The organism is Pseudomonas sp. FG98 (assembly GCF_057808595.1).
Genome location: NZ_JBMDIJ010000015.1, coordinates 40,924 through 61,308, shown reverse-complemented (window position 1 = coordinate 61,308; position 20,385 = coordinate 40,924). Strand labels below are relative to the sequence as shown.

The 20,385-nt window shown below is 65.9% G+C and carries 15 protein-coding genes; all 15 read left to right on the top strand.

What is annotated here, in order from left to right:
- Positions 1-8: 8 nt before the first annotated feature.
- A complete protein-coding gene (locus tag ACODSK_RS12670) occupies positions 9-1,580 on the top strand; it encodes a flagellar hook-associated protein 3 (protein ID WP_489016427.1) in 1,572 nt (523 codons plus the stop codon).
- Positions 1,581-1,695: 115 nt separating this feature from the next.
- Complete coding sequence (locus ACODSK_RS12665) at positions 1,696-5,280, top strand: glycosyltransferase (RefSeq protein WP_489016426.1); 3,585 nt, start codon at positions 1,696-1,698, stop codon at positions 5,278-5,280.
- A 239-nt stretch (positions 5,281-5,519) separates the two neighbouring features.
- The gene (rfbF, locus tag ACODSK_RS12660) at positions 5,520-6,293 is read left to right on the top strand and encodes a glucose-1-phosphate cytidylyltransferase (RefSeq protein WP_489016425.1); all 774 of its coding nucleotides are present in this window, start codon (positions 5,520-5,522) and stop codon (positions 6,291-6,293) included.
- On the top strand, positions 6,275-7,357 hold the full coding sequence (gene rfbG / locus ACODSK_RS12655) for a CDP-glucose 4,6-dehydratase (RefSeq protein ID WP_489016423.1): 1,083 nt from the start codon (positions 6,275-6,277) through the stop codon (positions 7,355-7,357). The genes rfbF and rfbG overlap by 19 nt, the downstream gene beginning before the upstream one ends.
- The gene (locus ACODSK_RS12650) at positions 7,354-7,914 is read left to right on the top strand and encodes a dTDP-4-dehydrorhamnose 3,5-epimerase family protein (RefSeq protein ID WP_489016421.1); all 561 of its coding nucleotides are present in this window, start codon (positions 7,354-7,356) and stop codon (positions 7,912-7,914) included. The genes rfbG and ACODSK_RS12650 overlap by 4 nt, the downstream gene beginning before the upstream one ends.
- Positions 7,911-9,134 carry a methyltransferase domain-containing protein gene (locus ACODSK_RS12645; protein ID WP_489016420.1) on the top strand — a complete coding sequence of 408 codons (1,224 nt, stop codon included), beginning with the start codon at positions 7,911-7,913 and terminating at the stop codon, positions 9,132-9,134. The genes ACODSK_RS12650 and ACODSK_RS12645 overlap by 4 nt, the downstream gene beginning before the upstream one ends.
- A gap of 5 nt (positions 9,135-9,139) precedes the next feature.
- Positions 9,140-9,997 (top strand): NAD-dependent epimerase/dehydratase family protein, encoded by an 858-nt coding sequence (locus ACODSK_RS12640; RefSeq protein ID WP_489016492.1) that lies wholly within the window; start codon positions 9,140-9,142, stop codon positions 9,995-9,997.
- Positions 9,987-11,060, top strand: a complete 1,074-nt coding sequence (locus tag ACODSK_RS12635; RefSeq protein WP_489016418.1) for a class I SAM-dependent methyltransferase — start codon at positions 9,987-9,989, stop codon at positions 11,058-11,060. The genes ACODSK_RS12640 and ACODSK_RS12635 overlap by 11 nt, the downstream gene beginning before the upstream one ends.
- A gap of 20 nt (positions 11,061-11,080) precedes the next feature.
- On the top strand, positions 11,081-11,812 hold the full coding sequence (locus ACODSK_RS12630; protein ID WP_489016417.1) for a cephalosporin hydroxylase family protein: 732 nt from the start codon (positions 11,081-11,083) through the stop codon (positions 11,810-11,812).
- Positions 11,813-11,900: 88 nt separating this feature from the next.
- Positions 11,901-14,783, top strand: coding sequence for a TIGR00180 family glycosyltransferase (locus ACODSK_RS12625; RefSeq protein WP_489016415.1), 2,883 nt, complete (start codon positions 11,901-11,903; stop codon positions 14,781-14,783).
- A gap of 154 nt (positions 14,784-14,937) precedes the next feature.
- Positions 14,938-15,939 carry a UDP-N-acetylglucosamine 4,6-dehydratase (inverting) gene (gene pseB, locus ACODSK_RS12620; protein ID WP_489016414.1) on the top strand — a complete coding sequence of 334 codons (1,002 nt, stop codon included), beginning with the start codon at positions 14,938-14,940 and terminating at the stop codon, positions 15,937-15,939.
- Positions 15,936-17,090, top strand: a complete 1,155-nt coding sequence (pseC, locus tag ACODSK_RS12615; protein ID WP_489016412.1) for a UDP-4-amino-4,6-dideoxy-N-acetyl-beta-L-altrosamine transaminase — start codon at positions 15,936-15,938, stop codon at positions 17,088-17,090. Before pseB ends, pseC begins: the two co-directional genes overlap by 4 nt.
- Positions 17,087-17,803 carry a pseudaminic acid cytidylyltransferase gene (pseF, locus tag ACODSK_RS12610; RefSeq protein WP_489016410.1) on the top strand — a complete coding sequence of 239 codons (717 nt, stop codon included), beginning with the start codon at positions 17,087-17,089 and terminating at the stop codon, positions 17,801-17,803. The genes pseC and pseF overlap by 4 nt, the downstream gene beginning before the upstream one ends.
- Positions 17,800-19,269: a UDP-2,4-diacetamido-2,4,6-trideoxy-beta-L-altropyranose hydrolase gene (gene pseG / locus ACODSK_RS12605; RefSeq protein ID WP_489016408.1), complete on the top strand. Its 1,470-nt coding sequence runs from the start codon at positions 17,800-17,802 to the stop codon at positions 19,267-19,269. Before pseF ends, pseG begins: the two co-directional genes overlap by 4 nt.
- A complete protein-coding gene (pseI, locus tag ACODSK_RS12600; protein ID WP_489016406.1) occupies positions 19,256-20,308 on the top strand; it encodes a pseudaminic acid synthase in 1,053 nt (350 codons plus the stop codon). Before pseG ends, pseI begins: the two co-directional genes overlap by 14 nt.
- The last annotated feature ends 77 nt before the right edge of the window (positions 20,309-20,385 follow it).

The window sequence follows — 20,385 nt, the reverse complement described above, 5'->3', positions numbered from 1 at the left end:
CGTAGACCGTGCGTATTTCCACTTCCCAGTACTACGAATCCAGTACCGCCAACTACTCGCGCAACTATTCGAACATCGTCAAGACCAGCGAGGAGGCCAGCGACCTGATCCGCGTGCGTACCGCCGCCGACGATCCGGTAGGGGCGGCGCGCCTGCTGCAGCTCGAACACCAGAGCTCGTTGCTCGACCAGTACGCGACCAACACCACCTCGGTGCGCAACAGCCTGAGCCAGTCCGAGACCACCCTGAACTCGATCAACACCATCCTCCAGCGCGTCAACGAGCTGGCGCTGGGGGCGGGCAACGCCACCTTCACCGACACCGAGCGCAAGGCCACGGCCACCGAGCTGGGCAAGCTGGAAGAGCAACTGTTCAGCCTGATGAATACCCGTGACGAGAACGGCCAGTTCCTGTTCTCCGGGTCCAAGGGCGAGACCCAGCCGTTCGTGCGCAATGGCGATGGCACCTACACCTATCAGGGCGACAACACCCAGTTGCAGCTGCAGGTCGGCGACATGCTGACCATGGCCAGCAACGACAGCGGCTTCGCCACCTTCCAGCAGGCGATCAACACCAGCCGCACCGAGACCACCCTGACTGCGCCGACCAATGCCGCCGACGTGCGCATGACCCTGTCCAACGGCCAGGTCTCGGCCAACATCGGCTACAACGACGCGTTCCGCGCCAATGAGCCGTACACCATCACCATGGTCAGTCCGACCCAGTTCTCCATCACCGACCAGGCCGGCAACGACTACACCAGCGAAGCCACTGCCGCCGGGGTGATCGACCCGAACACCACCGGCAGCATCGCCATCACCTTCCGTGGCGTCGACCTCAAGCTGAACGTCAACCTCAAGGAAGGCGAGACCACCGCGGCGCTGACCGGCCACAGCTTCACCCTGGCCTCCAAGCCGGACGAGATCAACGGTACCCGCAGCCCGGGCAATACCTCGACCACCCAGATCACCAGCACTTCGGTGAGCGACTCGGCGCTGTATGCCAAGGCCTTCCCGGAAGGCGGCGCCGTGCTCAAGTTCGGCACCGGCGGTACCTACGCGCTGTATGCCCAGCCGATGACCGCCGATAGCCGGCCGGTCAGCGAAGGCACCCTGGCGGCAGGGGCTACCAGCCTTACCGCCGCCGGCGTCACCTTCAACTTCAGCGCCACGCCAAGCGACACCGACCAGTACAGCGTCACGGTGAACAAGCACCAGACCCAGAACATCCTGGAAACCGTCAGCCAGTTGCGCAAGGCCCTGGAACAGCCGGTGGACGGCGATCCGGTCGCACAGCAGCGGTTGAGTGCCAGCCTGGATTCGGCCATTGCCAACATCAGCAGCGGGCAGAACCAGCTTGGCTACACCGTCACCTCCATCGGTGCCCGCGGCAAGGCGCTCGACCTGCAGGAGCTGGCCAACGAAAGCCTGAGCATCGCCAACTCCAGCACCCAGTCCTCGATCCGCGACTCGGATCCGGCCGAGGTGATGACCCGCCTGACCCTGCAACAGACCATGCTCCAGGCCTCGCAGGCGGCGTTCAGCCGGGTCAGCCAACTGAGCCTGTTCAACAGCCTGTAATGCCGCGTCTTCGCCGCGTCGCCAACCCGGCGCGCGGCGGGGCGTAGCCGCCACCTCCCCACGCTCCAGGCTGTTCCGATTCTCCCGAGGGCAGTCACCGGTCGAGAGATTCCCCGTGAACCCAGCGCCCCTTGTCAGTCTCGTCATTCCCGCCAGCAGCTCGCGTTTTTTCCGCGATGCCCTTGTCAGTGCCCTGGCACAGAGCCATGAACACCTCGAGGTCATCGTCTGCGACGAAGGCCGCGACGAGGAGATCAAGGCCATCGTCGACGAACTGGAGCCACTGGCCCGCTGCCCGCTGTACTACCAGCGCAACCCGCAGCCCCTGGGCCTGCCGCGCAATCTGCTGGCGGGGCTGGAACTGGCCCGTGGCGAGTATGTGCAGTTCCTGTGCGATGACGACCGGCTGCTGGCTGACTGCATCGCCAGCGAACTGAAGCTGTTTCTCGCCAATGATGATCTCAGCCTGGTCACCACGCGTCGCAGCCTGGTGGATGGCGATGATTTTTCCTTGGCCCAGCGCCTGGAAAACAGCTGGTTCACCTGGGGCGATACGGTCTATCACGGCAACGACCTGCTGGACTTCTTCGAAAGCAATCCGCTGAATTTCATCGGTGGTTTCAGCAATACCCTGATGCGCGCAAGCGACCTCAACGAGCTGCTGCCGGCACTGGTCGAGGCAGGCTTCCATGCCCATATCGACTTCGCCCTGTTCGTCTGTCTGCTGCGCCGCGGCCACCTCGCGGTCACTGCCCAGGTCAACTGCATCGAGCGTATCCATCCCGACCAGTTGCGTCGCCACGCCGATTTGCAGGCGGCCCGTGGCAACGAGCTGCAATGGCTGCGCAGCATGTTCGCCGCCCGCCCGCCGGCCACTGAAACCTTCTCCGGCTGGGTGAAGATCCATGTACTGCCGGTGGATGGCCGGATCGTTGCGCGAACCTGGGAAAACCTGTTCCTGGTTCATGTGCTGCGGAGCTTGCAGGCGATCCAGGAATCCCAGGTGGGCAATGACAGCGACACCTTTGCCGACCTGTACCGGCAATGGCTCGACTGCCGCCAGGACCCGTTGGTGTTGCGCCGGCTGATGCGCCTGAGCGAGCACTGGGAATGGCGTCCGCGAATTGCCGTGGTGGTGCTCGATAGCGAGGGCGACGCGCAGATGCGCCAGCGCACCCTGGAGAGTATCCAGCGTCAATGCTATGGCGCCGCCAGCACGCTGTTGCTGAGTGCGGGGCGGGTTGGCGCCGGTCTCGATGAACAGCTGATCAGCCGGCCGTTGCAGGGCGATTGGGCGCAACAACTCAACGAACTGTTGCCCGAGCTGGACGGCATCGACTGGTTCTACCTGCTGCGTGCCGGTGACCGTCTCGGCGAGTTCAGCCTGATGCTGCTGGCCGAGCGCATCGTGCGCCTGGGCGAGATCGCCTGTGTCTACGGCGACGAGGGTGGCCTGGACGATGAGCTGTCCACCGAGCCGGTGTTCAAGCCCGACTTCAACCTCGACCTGCAGCGTGCCTATCCCTTTACCGGGCGGGCGCTGGCGTTCTCGCGCGCGCACTATCTGTCGGCGGGCGGCTTCGCCAGTGGCTATGAGGAACTGGCCCCCCATGACCTGCTCTGGCGCCTGCTGGAGAACCATGGCCCGCAGGCCATCGAGCACATTCCGGAAGTCCTGGTGGAGTCTGCCTTCGGCTTTGCCACCTGGGTGTCCTCGCCGGCCGTGGTCGCGGAAAACCCACGGATCCTGGAGGCCCATCTGCGCCGCCTGGGCCTGGACTACCGCCTGGAAAACCAGACGGGCAGTGCCATCAACCAGATTCACTACCTGCACCCGAGCCAGCCGCTGGTGACCCTGGTCATCAGCTTCCGCGACAAGGTCGCGGCCCTGGAGCGCTGCCTGGAAAGCGTGCTGGGCAACACCGCTTACCCCAACTACGAAGTGCTGGTGATCGACAACGCCAGCCAGCGCGAAGAGTCCCGCGCCTGGCTGACCGCCATGGCGCAGATGGGTGAGCGCCTGCGGGTCTTGCGTCTCGACCAGGAAACCTCCTTCGCTGCCCAGCAGAACCTGGCCGCCCGGCATGCCCGTGGCGATTACCTGCTGATGCTGGATGCCTTCACCGTGGTGACCGAGGGTGATTGGCTGGATGTGCTGCTCGCTCATGGCCAGCGTCCGGAAGTCGGCATGGTCGGTGCCGAGCTGGTCAATGCCCAGGGTCTGGTGGTGAATGCCGGCGGCATCCTCGGTCTGCGCGGCGCGGTGTATTCGCCCTTTGTCGGCGAGATGAGCCAGGCCGGTGGCTACATGCAGCGCCTGCAGGTAGCGCAGAACTATTCGGCCCTGGGTGCCGACTGCCTGCTGGTACGCAAGCAACTGTTCCTTGACCTGGGCGGCCTGGATGAGACGGCCTACAGTGCCGCGTTCAGCGATGTCGACCTGGGCCTGCGCATGCGCCAGGCCGGTTATCTCAGTGTCTGGACGCCGCGCACGCGCCTGGTGCTGGACCGCCCGCCCGGACCGGCGCTGGACGCGGAGCAGGAGGCGCAGCGGCAGAAGCTGCTGGTCGAACAGCACGAGACCTTCCAGCAGGCGTGGATGCCGCTGATCGCCCGCGACCCGGCGTACAACGTCAACCTGTCGCTCAAGGAGTCGGCATTCCGCCTGGATCCCGGGCTCAAGGATGGCTGGCTGCCCTTCGTCGGTCGTTCACTGCCCCATGTCCTCGCCTTGCCGATGAACAAGTCCGCGGTCGGTCACTACCGGGTGATCAAGCCGCTGACCGAGCTGGAGGCGGCGGGCTGGATCACCCAGCAGCAGTATTTCGAGATCCCCAGCAACGTCGAACTGGCCCGCAGCGCGCCGGACGTGGCGATTTTGCAGGGTCGCTATACCGAAGGCTTCATCAAGGAAATCGAGCGGCTGAAGACCTACTCCAAGGGCTTCGTCATCTACGAGCTGGACGACTACGTGATCAAGGTGCCGAAGAAGAACGGCCACCTCAAGCACACCCCGCACGACCTCGAAGGTTCGCTGCGCCGCGGCATCGCCCGCTGCGATCGCCTGGTGGTGTCCACCGAGCCGCTGGCCGATGCCCTCAGCGACACCCATCACGACATCCGCGTGCTGCCGAACATGCTGGCCGAGGAACTGTGGGTCGGGCGTCGTGCCCAGCGGCGCACGTCGAGCAAGCCGCGGGTCGGCTGGGGCGGGGGGACCAGTCACACCGGCGACCTGGAAGTCATCGCCGAGGTCATCAAGACCCTGGCCAACGAGGTCGAGTGGATCTTCTTCGGCATGTGTCCGCCGGCCCTGCGGCCGTACATCCACGAGTTCCACCCGCCGGTGGGCCTGGGGGCCTATCCGGCCAAACTGTCCAGTCTCAACCTCGATCTGGCCCTGGCACCGCTGGAGTTCCACATCTTCAACGACTGCAAGAGCAACCTGCGGCTGCTGGAGTATGGCGCCTGTGGTTACCCGGTGATCGTCACGGACACCCTTGCCTACCGTGGCTACCTGCCGTGCACGCGGGTCAAGACCAACTCCACCGAGGAGTGGCTGGAGGCCATCCGCATGCACCTGGCCGATCCCGAGGCCAGCTACCGCATGGGCGACCAGTTGCATGACGAAGTGATGCGCAACTTCGTCCTGCGGCCGGAGCATGTGCAGGTCTGGTACGACGGCTGGATGCCGGGGTAGGGCGGTAGGAGGCATGATTTGGCCCCTGTGGGAGCGTGTTTACCCGCGATTGCGTCTGCGAATCTACTACTGTAATCGCGGGTAAACCCGCTCCCACAAGGTCTCTGCTGCTCCAGCAAGTCGTTCAATCTGGCGCGTTTCCTGCAAGTCCCCCTCCCATCGCCATAAATCCCGCGCCTGCGCGATTTATCAGGACGGTCCGCCCTGCGCGGGCCCTGTGACGTACGAGAGGGAAGGACATGAAGGCAGTAATTCTGGCCGGAGGGCTGGGCACTCGCATCAGCGAGGAGTCGCACCTCAAGCCGAAGCCGATGATCGAGATCGGCGGCAAGCCAATTCTCTGGCACATCATGAAGCAGTACTCGGCCCACGGGATCCACGACTTCGTGATCTGCCTCGGCTACAAGGGCTACGCGATCAAGGATTTCTTCGCCAACTACTTCCTGCATACCTCCGACGTCACCTTCGACATGCGCGCCAACCGCATGGACGTCCACCAGAACTACAGCGAGCCGTGGCGGGTGACCCTGGTCGACACCGGCGAGGAAACCATGACCGGCGGCCGCCTGCGCCGTGCCGCGCGCTACCTGGAAGACGAACAGGCCTTCTGCTTCACCTACGGTGACGGTGTGTCCGACCTGAATATCGGCGCGCTGGTGGATTTCCACCTGAACCACGGCAAGCTCGCCACCGTTACCGCCGTACAGCCGCCGGGACGCTACGGCGCCCTCGAGCGCGACGGTGACAAGGTCAGCGGCTTCATCGAGAAACCCCGCGGTGATGGCGGCTGGATCAACGGTGGCTTCTTCGTCCTGTCGCCGAAGGTGCTGCCCTACATCGCCGACGACCAGACTTCCTGGGAATCCGAACCCCTCGCGCAACTGGCCGATGAAGACCAGTTGCGTGCCTTCCAGCACGACGGCTTCTGGCATCCGATGGACACCCTGCGCGACAAGAATCACCTGGAACAACTCTGGCAGAGCGGGGAGGCCCCATGGAAACAGTGGGCCTGAGCGCTGATTTCTGGACCGGCAAGCGCGTCCTGCTGACCGGCCACACCGGTTTCAAGGGCAGTTGGCTGGCCCTGTGGCTGCGGGAAATGGGCGCCGAAGTCACCGGCTTTGCCCTCGATCCGCAACCCGGTCCGAACCTGTACGAGCTGGCCAAGGTCGGTCGCGATATCAAGGACGCCCGTGGCGACCTGCGCGACCTCGGCGCGCTGCTCGAAGTGGTGGCCGAGGCGCGTCCGGAGATCGTCCTGCACCTGGCTGCCCAGCCACTGGTGCGCGAGGCCTACCGCGATCCGCTGGGCACCTATTCCAGCAACGTGATGGGCACCCTCAACCTGCTCGAAGCGATCCGCCAGGTCGGCGGCGTACGCGCGGTGGTGCTGGTGACCACCGACAAGGTCTACGCCAACCAGGAATGGCCATGGCCGTACCGCGAGAACGAAGCCCTGGGCGGGCATGATCCGTACAGCAGCAGCAAGGCCTGCTGCGAGTTGCTGGCACAGTCCTACACGGCGTCGTTCTTCCCGCCGGCCAGCCATGCCGAACACGGCCTGGCCCTGGCTACCGCCCGCGCCGGCAACGTGCTGGGCGGTGGCGACTTTGCCGCCGAGCGCCTGATTCCCGACGTGCTCAAGGCCTGGGATGCCGGCCATCCGGTGACCCTGCGTTATCCACAGGCGGTCCGCCCGTGGCAACACGCCCTGGAGCCGCTGGCCGGCTACCTGCTGCTGGCCCATCGGCTGTACACCGAAGGCCCGCAATTCTCCGGCGCATGGAACTTCGGCCCCAACGAAGGTGATATGTGCAGCGTCGGCGACGTGGTCGCGCACCTGTCGCGGCAATGGCCGGACTCGCCGGGCATGCGCGTCGAACCGAGCGATCTGCATGAGGCCGGTGTGCTGCGCCTGGACAGCGGCCGTGCGCGGCAACTGCTCGGCTGGCGCACCCGCTGGTCGCTGCGCGAGTGCCTGGAGCACACCCTGCAATGGCACCTGGCATGGAAGCGTGGCGACGACCTGCGCGCCGTCACCCTCGACCAGTTGAACCTGTACGCGGAGTTGTCGTGAGCGACCTGCAACTGCACCCGCTGCCACTGGCCGGCCTGTACAGCGTGCAACACAAGCGCCATGGCGATGCCCGTGGGCAGTTCGCCCGGCTGTTCTGCGAGGGCAGCCTGGACGGGCTCGACGTGCCGTTCCATATCCGCCAGATCAACCATTCGCGCACCCTCGGCCTCGGCTCGGTGCGCGGCCTGCACTATCAGCAGGGCGACCAGCCGGAAGCCAAGCTGATCACCTGCCTGCGCGGCGAGGTCTGGGATGTGGCAGTGGATCTGCGCGCGGGTTCGCCAACCTTCCTGCGCTGGCATGCCGAGCACCTCAAGGAAGGTGACGGTCGCAGCCTGCTGATCCCCGCCGGCTTCGCCCATGGTTTCCAGGTCCTCGGTGAAGAGGCCGAGCTGCTTTATCTGCACAGCGCCGACTACGCACCAGGTCGCGAAGGTGGCCTGTCGGTGCACGACCCGCGCCTGGCGATCGCCTGGCCGTTGCCTGTCAAGAATCTGTCGGCCCGGGATGAAGCCCATCCCTGGCTGGATCATCATTTCACCGGAGTGCCTGCATGAATTGCCGTGGCTGTGGCGCAGCACTGAACCTGCCGCTGATTGACCTGGGTACCGCGCCGCCTTCCAATGCCTACCTGCGCGCCGAGCAACTGGCCCAGGCCGAGGCCTGGCTGCCGCTGAAGGTCGGGGTGTGCCAGCAATGCTGGCTGGTGCAGACCGAGGACTACACCCGCGCCGATGCCTTGTTCGATGCGGATTACGCCTACTTCAGTTCCTACTCCAGTTCCTGGCTGGCCCATGCCCGGCAGTACGTCGAGGACATGAGCGCGCGCTTTACCCTGGGCTCGGACAGCCGCGTGGTGGAAATCGCCGCCAACGACGGCTACCTGTTGCAGTACGTCGCCGCGCGCGGCATCCCTTGCCTGGGCGTCGAGCCGACCCGCAGCACTGCCCAGGCCGCGCGGGGCAAGGGCCTGGAGATCCGCGAGGTGTTCTTCGGCGAGCAGAGCGCCCGGCAACTGGTGCAGGAGGGCTGGGGCGCCGACCTGATGGCGGCCAACAACGTGCTGGCCCATGTCCCGGACATCAATGATTTTCTCCGTGGTTTCGCCACGCTGCTCAAGCCGTCCGGCGTCGCCACCTTCGAATTCCCGCACCTGCTCAGCCTGATGGCCGAGCACCAGTTCGACACCCTGTACCACGAGCACTACTCCTATCTGTCGCTGACTGCCGTGGACATCCTTTGCCGGCGTAACGGCCTGGAGATCTTCGACGTCCAGGAGTTGCCAACCCATGGCGGATCGCTGCGGGTCTTCGTCCAGCGTGCGGGCGGGCCGCAGGCGCTGTTGCCGGCGGTGGGGCAGTTGCTGGAGGTGGAAAGCAAGGTGGGCGTGACCAGCGCCGATTTCTATTCGACCCTGGCCCCGGCCGCCGAACGCATCAAGCACCAGTTGTTGCGTTTCCTGCTCCAGGCCCGCGCCGAAGGCAAGCGCGTGGTGGGCTATGGCGCCGCCGCCAAGGGCAATACGTTGCTCAACTACGCCGGGGTGCGCGCCGATCTGCTGGCCTGGGTCGCCGATGCCAATCCGCACAAGCAGGGCAAGTTCCTGCCGGGCAGCCGCATTCCGGTGGTCGCGCCGGAGCGCCTGGCCATCGAGCAGCCGGACTATGTGCTGGTGCTGCCGTGGAACCTGCTCAAGGAAGTCAGCGAGCAGCAGGCGCTGGTGCGTGAGTGGGGCGGACGCTTCGTGATTGCCGTGCCGGAGCTGACTGTCCTGTGAGCGGCCTGAAGGTGGTGGTCAGCGGTGCCAGCGGCTTCGTCGGTCGGCATCTGGTCGCCGCGCTGCTGGCGCGGGGTTGCCAGGTCCGCGCCGTAGCCCGGCACGAGGCACCGGCGCGGGCCCTGGCCTGGTTCGAACGGGTCGAATTCGTCGCCGCCGATATCCACGATCCGCGCACCGATGTCGAGGGCCTGTGCGAAGGTGCCGATGCCCTGGTGCACCTGGCCTGGCCGGGCTTGCCCAATTATCAGGGCCTGTTCCACCTCGAACACAACCTGATGGCCGACTACGCCTTTATCAAGCGCGCAGTGGAAGCCGGGGTAGGGCAGGTGCAGGTCACCGGTACCTGCTTCGAATACGGCATGCAGAGTGGTCCGCTGAGCGAAGCGCTGGAGTGCCGTCCGGCCAATGCCTACGGCCTGGCCAAGCACAGCCTGCGCCTGTTCCTCGAAACCCTGCGCCAGCAACAGCCGTTCAACCTGCAATGGGCACGGTTGTTCTACCTGCATGGCGATGGGCAGAACCCCAACAGCCTGCTGGCCGCGCTGGATCGTGCGATCGATTCCGGGCAGGCGAGTTTCGACATGTCTGCCGGCGAGCAACTGCGCGATTTCCTGCCCATCGAGACGGTCACCGAGCATCTGGCGGCGCTGCTGCTGCGTCGCGATTTCAACGGCCTGGTCAATGTGTGCAGCGGCCAGCCGGTGTCGGTGCGCAGCCTGGTGGAACGACACTGCGCCGCCCGCGAATCGACCATTGCCCTGAATCTCGGTCACTACCCTTATCCGGCGCACGAGCCCATGGCGTTCTGGGGTGATGCCCGACGCCTGCACGCCTTGCTGGGAGCCCACCATGAAGCATGAGTTGTACCGCGCCGACGCCTTGCCGGTGCTGCAGAACCGCACCTTCGCCGATGCCGCCAGTGCCCGCGCCAGTGCCAGCGCCGATATGCGTCTGGTGCAGGACAGCCGCACCGGCCTGGTATTCAACGACGCCTTCGATGCCGACAAGCTCAGCTACGACAGCGACTACCAGAACGAGCAGGCCCATTCCGGGCAGTTCCAGCGTCACCTGAACGATGTCGAGGCCATCGTCGCCCGCCACTTCAAGGGCAGCAGCCTGATCGAAGTGGGTTGCGGCAAGGGGTATTTCCTCGAACTGTTGCGCGAGCGCGGCTATGCCGTGACCGGTATCGACCCGGCCTACGAGGGCGACAACGCCGATGTGATCAAGGCGCCGTTCACCCCCGAGCTGGACCTGCGCGCCGAGGCCATCGTCCTCCGTCATGTGCTGGAGCATATCGCCGACCCGGTGAGCTTCCTCCACGAGATCGCCCGGGCCAATGGCGGCAGCGGGCTGATCTACATAGAGGTGCCGTGCCTGGACTGGATCATCGAGCACAAGGCCTGGTTCGACCTGTTCTACGAGCACGTCAATTACTTCCGCCTGGCCGATCTCGAACGCCTCTTCGGCCGCGTGCTGGAGGCCGGTCGGTTGTTCGGCGAGCAGTACCTGTACGTGGTGGCCGATCTTGCCAGCCTGCGACGCCTCGATGACGGCAGCGCCGAGCCGCTGCAACTGCCGGCCGACTTCAGTGCCAGCCTGGCGCGTGCGGTGCAGATTGTCCGCGGCGATGCCGGCAAGGGCTCGGCGATCTGGGGTGCCTCGTCCAAGGGCGTGATCTATTCGCTGTTCCTGCAGCGCGCCGGGGTGGCCGTCGATCAGGTGGTCGACATCAACCCGGCCAAGCAGGGCCGCTACCTGCCGCTCAGCGGCGCGCGCGTCTCGTCGCCGCAGGAGGCCATGGCCGCCTTGCCCGATGGCGCCAACCTGTTCGTGATGAATTCCAACTACCTCGAAGAAATCCGCCGCATGACCGCCGACCGGTTCGTCTACCACGCCGTCGACAGCGCCGCATTTCAATGACTTCCCAGAGAGACAGCACCATGACCGACGTTATCAAGGCCTTCGAAGCCGAATGCGAGGCCGGGATCAAAGCCCAGGGCCAGGACGAGCAGCTCAAGGGCCTGGCCCGGGACTTCTTCAACGAATCGGCCAAGCACAAGTACAGCTACCACTTCTCGTGGATGGGCCGGCCGATCATCCAGCTGCCCCAGGACATGCTGGCGATGCAGGAGATCATCTGGCGGGTCAAGCCTGACCTGATCATCGAGTGCGGCATCGCCCACGGCGGCTCGATCATCTACTACGCCTCGCTGCTGGAACTGCAGGGCCACGGCGAGGTGCTGGGCATCGACCTGGACATCCGCCCGCACAACCGCGAGGCCATCGAAAGCCATCAGATGGCCAAGCGCATCAGCATGATCGAGGGTTCGAGCATCGACCCGGCGATCGTCGCGCAGGTCAAGGCCATTGCCGAGGGCAAGAAGGTCATCCTCGTGCTGGACTCCAACCACACCCACGAGCACGTGCTCGAAGAACTGCGCGCCTATGCGCCGCTGGTGGCGGTGGGCAGCTACTGCGTGGTGATGGACACCGTGGTCGAGGACATGCCGCCGGAGTTCTTCCCTGATCGCCCGTGGGGCCCGGGCGACAACCCGAAGACGGCGGTGTGGGAATACCTCAAGGAAAACGCCGATTTCCAGATCGACCAGCAGATGCAGGACAAGCTGCTGATCAGCGTGGCGCCGGACGGCTACCTGCGCCGGGTGCGCTGACCTTCACCGACGACAACGGCCCTGTGGGAGCTGGCTTGCCAGCGATAGGGCCCTCAAGAGCACAGTAGATTTCCTGTCAGGTACCGAAATGCCAAGCACCGCCCTGAACACCCAGTTCACCCTCGTCATGCTGACCCACAAGCGCCCCGGCTTCCTCCGTCGCGCCCTGCAGTACTACAAGGACTTCCCGGGCACCCTGCTGGTGCTGGACTCCTCGCCGGCGCCTGCCACGGAGATCGTCGAGCGTTTCCCGCAGGTCGACTACCAGCACCTGCCGCAGTACGACTACATGGGCTTCCAGGCCAAGATCAAGCACGGCCTGAGCCTGGTGAAAACCCCGTACATGGCCCTGGTGGCCGATGACGACTTCATCCTGCCCGGTGCCATCGCCGAGTCCCTGGACTTCCTCGAAGCCCACCCGGACTACGGCATGTGCCAGGGCTACAGCATGATGTACCTGGCCGAGGCGGGGCACACCAATTTCTACCGCCGTGACAAGAAGATCGGCCAGGAAGACTTCGCCAGCGACGATCCGCGCCAGCGCGTGCTGGATTACCTCTACGCCTTCATCCCGCCGTTCTACGCGGTGACCCGTACCGTGCTGCTGCAGGACTGGATGGCGCAGATTCCCGAGCGGCTGCGTTTCGAGTGGCTGGAAGTCAGCCACACGTACTTCCTCCTGGCCAGCGCCAAGGCGCGCATGCTGCCGATCCCTTATGCGGTGCGCGAAGCCAACTACGGCGCCTCCGAGCACAACACCGAGGTGACCTACGCCCTGGCCCTGCCCGACCCGGCCTCGGTCGCCAGCCGCGAGGAGTTCGCCGATGTCCTGGCCGGCCTGGACACCCCGCTCAAGGGCGAGCGCGATGAATTGCGTGCCCTTGCCCGGCAGAGCTTCGCCCTGATGTACGAGGGGCTGGCCGGTGGCCGCTCGCTGATCATCGAGCCGATCTTCTCGTCCCATATCAATGCTCCCGGCGAGGCGCCGACGCGCAAGTTCCTGCCGACCCAGTACGTCAACCTGCCGTTCTACAACCAGGCGTTCTTCGATCACCTGGAAGAGATCGAATTCCTCCTTCACGCCATGCCGGCCGGCCGCGTGCAACAGGAGCAACTGGAGTCGATCTGGCTGAAGCAGGAGCGCCTGCTGGTGGTGCAGGCCAACGACAACCTGTTCAGCCAGGCGGCCCGTGCCCGCGAAGCATTGGCGCTGGCGCCGTACAACCTGCGGGTGGTCAAGCGCCTGGCCGAGCTGCTGCAGGACGATGGCGCGATCGAGGAAGCCGGCAAGCTGCTGGCCTGGGCCCGCCGCCTGGAGGCGGTGCGCAGCGACGGCGGCCGTGACCTGCTCGCGGCCCAGCCATCCGGGCGCCTGCTCGACTGGCTGGCTGCGCGCCAGCCCGACCAGGGCAGTCGCGATGCGGTCACCGCACACCTCCAGCAGCACCAGGGCGGGCCGCAGATCGGCATCCTGCTGTTGAACCTGGAAAACGACGAAAGCAAATTGCAGGCGACCTTCGATAGCCTGCTGGGCGGCATCAGCCGCTCGTTCCGGGTCATTGTCTTCACCACCGGCCCGTTGCCGGCGATGACCAGCCTGCAGAGCACCGTGCATTTCGTCCGTGTCAGCAAGGACGATTATGTCGACAAGATCAACCGCATCGCCCAGCAGACCGCCTGTGATTGGCTGATGCTGGCCGAGGCGGGCGACGAGTTCACGGCAACCGGCCTGCTGCGTGCCGGCCTGGAATTGCTCGACGCCCCGGACTGCCGCGCGGTGGCCGTGGACGAAATCCAGCAACTGTCCGGTGGCGCCTGGCGCGAAGTGCTGCGTCCGGGCATCAACCTCGACCTGCTGCAAAGCCTGCCGGCACTGATGGCACGGCATTGGCTGGTACGTCGTGAAGTGCTGGTGGAGGCGGGCGGCTATGCCAGCGAGTTCAGCGAGGCGCTGGAGTACGAACTGCTCCTGCGCCTGATCGAGAAAGGCGGCCTGAACGGCCTGGCCCACCTCGACGAGCCACTGCTGATCAGCGCGGCACCGCAGCTTGCGCACAATGACCAGGCGCGCCAGGCTTTGGCCCGGCATCTCGCCGCCCGTGGCTACAAGGCCCAGGTCAGCGCGGCCCTGCCGGGTGCGCTGCGCATCGACTACCGCCATCTGGAACGGCCGCAGGTGTCGATCATCCTGCACAGCGAGGACAACCAGCAGGCGCTGCAACGCTGCCTGGAAAGCATCCTCCAGCGCACCCGCTACATGCGCTACGAGGTGCTGATCGCCGACAACGCCAGCCAATCGCCAGAGCACCTGCAATGGCTGGAGCAGTTGCAGCAGGTCGGCGGGCGCGTGCGTGTCCTGCAAAGCCCGCAGCGTCTCAGCGCGGCGGCGCTGGTCAATGCCGCCAGCGCCGAAGCGAGCGGCGAGTACCTGGTTCTGCTGGGCGCCGACGCCGAGGTTGCCAACGCCAACTGGCTGGAACTGCTGCTCAACCAGGCCCAGCGCCCGGAAGTCGGCGTGGTGGGTGCCAAGCTGGTGGACGCGACCGGCAAGGTCACCCAGGGCGGGCTGATGCTCGGCGCCGATGGCCGGGTGCATGCCGCTCATGTCGGTCTGGGCAAGGACGAGACCGGCTACCTTGGCCAGGCGGCGGTGGAGCAGAACTATCCGGCGGTTTCGGCTGCCTGCCTGATGGTTCGCAGCGAGGTGTTCCGTGCCTTGGGCGGCCTGGATGAAGGTGATCTCGCCGACGCCTGGGCCGATGTCGACCTGTGCCTGAAGGTTGCCGAAGCCGGGCTGCTGACCGTGTGGACGCCGCAGGTGCAGGTGGTGCATCCAGGGTTGCTGCCGCAGGATGATGCTGCGCTGGCGGCCTTGCGCGGCAAGTGGCAGGGGTTGTGGAGCAGCGCTGCCCATGGCCGCAGCCTGAAGCCGGCTGATGCGGCGTTCGACTGGAAGGCGCTGATCGGCTGACGCCCGACAGCTTCCGCGCCAGCCATGCAATGTGAGCCTGGCGCGGACCTGTTTCGCTGGCCTGCATCTTGCTTCGAGCTTGCATAAACAGGACCGGGGTCAGAAAACCGTTGGTTTCCTGACCCCGACCCACTGCGAGCTCCAGGATCCAGGCATGTTCGACGACAAATCCATCTTCATTTCCGGCGGCACCGGTTCTTTCGGTCGCGCGTTCATCACGCGTCTGCTGGAGCAATACCGGCCGCGCCGCGTGGTGGTGTTTTCCCGCGACGAACTCAAGCAGTACGAGATGCAGCAAAGCTTCACTGCTCCCTGCATGCGCTGGTTCCTCGGCGATGTGCGGGATGCCGAGCGCCTGCGCCAGGCCATGCGCGGCATCGACTACGTGGTGCATGCCGCGGCGCTGAAGCAGGTGCCTGCCGCCGAGTACAACCCCAGCGAATGCATCCGCACCAACGTCAATGGCGCCGAGAACATCATTGCCGCGGCCATCGAGAATGGCGTGCAGAAGGTCGTCGCCCTGTCCACCGACAAGGCCGCCAGCCCGATCAACCTGTACGGTGCGACCAAGCTGCTGTCCGACAAACTGTTCGTTGCCGCCAACAACGTCGCCGGCAGCCAGCAGACCCGCTTCGCCGTGGTTCGTTACGGCAACGTGGCCGGTTCGCGAGGGTCGGTGGTGCCGTTCTTCAACAAGCTGATCGGGGAGGGCGCCAACGAGCTGCCGATCACCGACCCGCGCATGACCCGCTTCTGGATCACCCTCGACCACGGCGTGCAGTTCGTCCTCGACAGCTTTGCGCGCATGCATGGCGGCGAGGTCTTCGTGCCGAAGATCCCGTCGATCCGCATCGTCGACCTGGCCCGGGGCATGGCGCCGGAGTTGCCGCACAAGGTGGTGGGCATCCGTCCCGGCGAGAAGCTGCACGAGCTGATGATCCCGCTGGACGATGCGCGGATGACCCTGGAGTTCGCCGATCACTTCACCATCGAACCGTCGATCCGCTTCAACAATGTCGATGCCGATTTCGCCGTGGATGGCGTCGGCGAGCAGGGGCGGCGGGTAGCGGAAGACTTCGAGTACCGCTCCGATACCAATCCGGAATTTCTCTCGGTCCAGGGCATCACCGAGCTGCACGCACGGTTGCCGGCATGATTCCCTACGGCCGGCAAAACGTCGACCAGGCCGATATCGACGCGGTGGTCGAGGTGCTGCGCTCCGACTGGCTGACCCAGGGGCCGACCCTGGAGCGTTTCGAGCGCGCCGTGGCCGAGCGCTGCCAGGCCGCCCACGCGGTCGCGGTCTGCAACGCCACCGCTGGCCTGCACCTGGCTTGCCTGGCCGCCGGGCTCGGCCCTGGCGATCTGCTCTGGACCAGTCCCAACAGCTTTGTCGCCTCGGCCAACTGTGCGCGTTATTGCGGTGCCGAGGTAGATTTCGTCGATATCGATCCGCTGACCTGGAACCTCGATGTCCGGGCCCTCGCCGACAAACTGGAGGGCGCCCGGGCGCTTGGGCGCTTGCCCAAGGTGCTGGTGGCGGTGGCCTTTTCCGGGCAGAGCTGCGACATGGCGGAAATCGCCCGGCTGGCCCGGGAATACGGTGTACGGGTGATCGAGGACGCCGCCCATGCCATGGGCGCGCGCTATGCCGGCGAGCCGGTGGGTAGCGGTCGTTATGCCGACCTGACGGTGTTCAGCTTCCATCCGGTGAAGATCGTCACCAGCGGCGAGGGTGGCATGGTCCTGTGCAACGACCCTGGGCTGGCCCAGTGCCTGCGTGACCTGCGCAGCCACGGCATCACCCGCGACCCGGCACGCATGACCGAGCCCAGCCATGGTGGCTGGTACTACCAGCAGACCGAGCTGGGCTTCAACTACCGCATGTGCGATATCCAGGCGGCGCTTGGGCTGTCCCAGTTGAACCGGCTGGACGCGTTTCTCGCCCGTCGCCGTGAACTGGCGGGGCGCTACCAGCGCCTGCTGGCCGATCTGCCCTTGCAGTTGCCGGCGATGCAGGACGGCGCCGAGTCGGCCTGGCACCTTTATGTGGTGCGCCTGCAGCCGAGCCTGGAAGGCCGGCACCGGGAGATCTTCGAGCAACTGCGTGGCGCCGGGATCGGGGTCAACCTGCACTACATCCCGATCCATCTGCAGCCTTACTACCGCGAACTCGGCTTCAGCGATGGCGACTTCCCCGAGGCCGAGCGTTACTACCGCCAGGCCATCAGCCTGCCGCTGTTCCCGGACCTGAGCGACGCCTTGCAGGACCAGGTGATCGATACCCTGCGCCAGGTGCTGGCATGACCCGTGGCGTGGTGGCGATCATCCCGGCCCGTGGTGGCAGCAAGCGCATTGCGCGGAAAAACCTCAAGCCGTTTCGCGGCGAACCTATCATCCAGCATTCGATTCGCACCGCCCTGGACAGCGGCCTGTTCGAGCGGGTGATCGTCAGCACCGACGATGCCGAGATCGCCGACGTGGCCCGGGCCCTGGGCGCCGAGGTGCCGTTCATCCGGCCTGCGCCACTGGCCGACGATCACGCCACCACCGCAGCGGTGATCGTGCACGCCCTGGAAGCCTTGCGCGAGCAGGGTTACCACGCCGAACTGGCCTGCTGTATCTACGCCACCGCGCCCTTGCTGCAGGGCCGTTACCTGCGCGAAGGGCATGAGTTGCTGGAGATCCATGCCGAGCGTTCCTTCGCCTTCTCCGTCTGTGGCTTCGGTTTTCCGGTGCAGCGTGCCCTCGGCCTGACCGGGGACGGCGCATTGACCGCGTTGTATCCGCAATTCCGGCAAACCCGTTCCCAGGACCTGCCGCCGGCCTTCCAGGATGCCGGGCAGTTCTACTGGGGCCGTAGCGAGGCCTGGCTGCGTGGCGATGTGCTGTTTTCCGAATGCAGCCTGCCGGTGATCCTGCCGCGCCATCTGGTGCAGGACATCGACACCGAGGAAGACTGGCGCCGCGCCGAGTTCCTCTACGCTGCGCTGCTCGCTGCCGGGGAGCTTGAAGGGTGAGGGTACTGATCCGCGCCGATGCCGGTGCCACCATCGGCATCGGTCATGTGGCGCGCTGTCTGACCCTCGCGGAGCAACTGGTGGCCCAGGGTGCGACGGTAGTCTTTGCCTGTCGTGAACTGCCCGGGCACCAGCTTGGCCGGATTGCTGCCGAAGGGCATGAGGTGCTGGCCTTGCCGGCGGATGCCGAGGACGAGATCGCGGCGTTGGCCGCGCGGTTGCCACCTGGCGTGGTGTTCGACTGGATCATCGTCGATCACTACGCACTCGGGGCGGCCTGGGAGCGCGGCGCAAGGCGCTGGGCACGGCGGATCATGGTGATCGACGACCTGGCCGATCGTGCCCACGATTGCGACCTGCTGCTCGACCAGAATGCCACTGCCAGCGAGGCGACCTACCAGCTCCTGGTGCCCGCTGCCTGCCGGGTGCTCGCGGGGCCGCGCTATGCCGTGCTGCGTCCGGCGTTCCGCCAGGGCGCCGCGCCGGCGGCCGACGGCCCGCAGCGGGTGCTGGTCAGCTTCGGCGGCTTCGACCAGGGCGGCATGACCCTGAAAACCCTACAGGCGCTGATGAGCATCGATGGCATCGAGGTGCAGTGCATCGCCGGGCAATCGTCGCCGGACCTGCCGGCCTTGCAGGCCCTGGTCTCCCAGCGGCCCGGCTGGCAGTTGCTGGCCTTCGTCGACGACCTGGCCCGGCGCATGGCCGGCGCCACGCTGTTCATCGGCGCCGGCGGTGGAACGGTCTGGGAGCGTGCGGCCCTGGGTGTGCCGAGCCTGTGCGTGAGTGTCGCCGACAATCAGACGGCCAACGCCGAAGTCCTTGCCCGGGCCGGTGTGCACCTGTACCTCGGCGCGGCCGCGCAGGTGTCGGTGGAGGCCTTGCGCCAGGCCATCGCCCTGCTGCTGGACAATGCGCCGCTGCGCGAGCATTTCGCCGAGCGCGGTCGCCAGTGGGTGGATGGCCTGGGCGCACAGCGGGTTGCGGTGGCCTTGCTCGGGCAGGGCTTGCGCCTGCGGGCAGTGGCGTTCGAGGATGCGCGGCTGTTGTTCGACGGGCGCAATGCTGCGGCGGTGCGTCATGCATCGTTGCAACAGGCGCCGCTGGAGTGGGAGGCCCATTGCCGCTGGCTGCAGGCGACCCTTGGCAATGACCAGCGCCTGCTGTTGATCGGCGAGGCCGGCGACGGCGCCGTGGGCATGCTGCGTTACGACCGGCTCGGCGCATCGCGGGCCCGGGTTTCGCTGTATCTGTTCGAGGGGCGAATGGGCTTGGGCTGGGGGCGGGCGCTGTTGAGCGCCGGCGAGGGCGCGCTGCTTCGCCAGTGGCCGCAGGTGCAGGTGATCGAGGCGCAGGTGCTGACGGGCAACCAGGCTTCCCTCGGGCTTTTTCGTGGTGCCGGCTACATTCAGTCGGAATGCCATTTCGAACGGTTATTGAAGGATTCGCAGCATGAGCAGTTTTGATCTGGGCGGCCGGCGCATCGGCGTCGATGCCGCGCCTTTGGTGATCGCCGAGATGAGCGGCAACCACAATCAGTCGCTGGAGCGCGCCCTGCAGATCGTCGAGGCTGCGGCGCGGGCAGGGGCCCATGCACTGAAGCTGCAGACCTACACCGCCGATACCATGACCCTCGACCTGAGCCATGGCGAATTCTTTATCGAGGACGCCAGCAGCCTGTGGGCCGGCTCGTCCTTGTATGCCCTGTACCAGCAGGCCTACACGCCGTGGGAGTGGCATGAGCCGATTTTCCGGCGCGCCCGCGAGCTGGGCATGCTGGCCTTTTCCACGCCTTTCGACGAGAGCGCCGTGGATTTTCTCGAAAGCCTCGATGTGCCGGCGTACAAGATCGCCAGCTTCGAAAACACCGACCTGCCGCTGATCCGCAAGGTAGCGGCGACCGGCAAGCCGATGATCATCTCCACCGGCATGGCCAGCCTCGCCGAGCTGGATGAAACCGTGCGTGCCGCGCGCGCGGCCGGCTGTCGCGACCTGGTGTTGCTCAAGTGCACCAGCACCTACCCGGCCAGCCCGGAAAACAGCAACGTGCGCACCATCCCGCATTTGCGCGAGCTGTTCGGTTGCGAGGTCGGCCTGTCCGACCACACCCTTGGCGTGGGGGCTTCGGTGGCGGCGGTGGCGCTGGGCGCCAGCGTGGTGGAAAAGCACTTCACCCTTAGCCGCGCCGAGGGCGGGGTGGACGCGGCGTTCTCCCTGGAGCCGGCGGAACTGGCCAGCCTGGTGCAGGAAACCGGGCGCGCCTGGCAGTCGCTGGGTCAGGTGCGCTACGGCGCGACCCAGGCCGAACAGGCATCGAAGCGCTTCCGGCGTTCGTTGTACGTGGTGCGCGACATGGCTGCCGGCGAGGTCTTCGATGCCGGTAATGTGCGTGCCATTCGTCCGGGACTGGGCCTGGCGCCCAAGCATCTCGAATCCCTGCTCGGGCGCAAGGCCCGGCAGGCGCTCAAGCGCGGCACGGCACTCGACTGGTCGCTGGTGGAATAGGGCGTTTGCCCGTCTGCGAGGGCATGCCCTAGGAAAATGTGCCATTGTCTGTGAAAATCCGTGACCTATCGGTCATG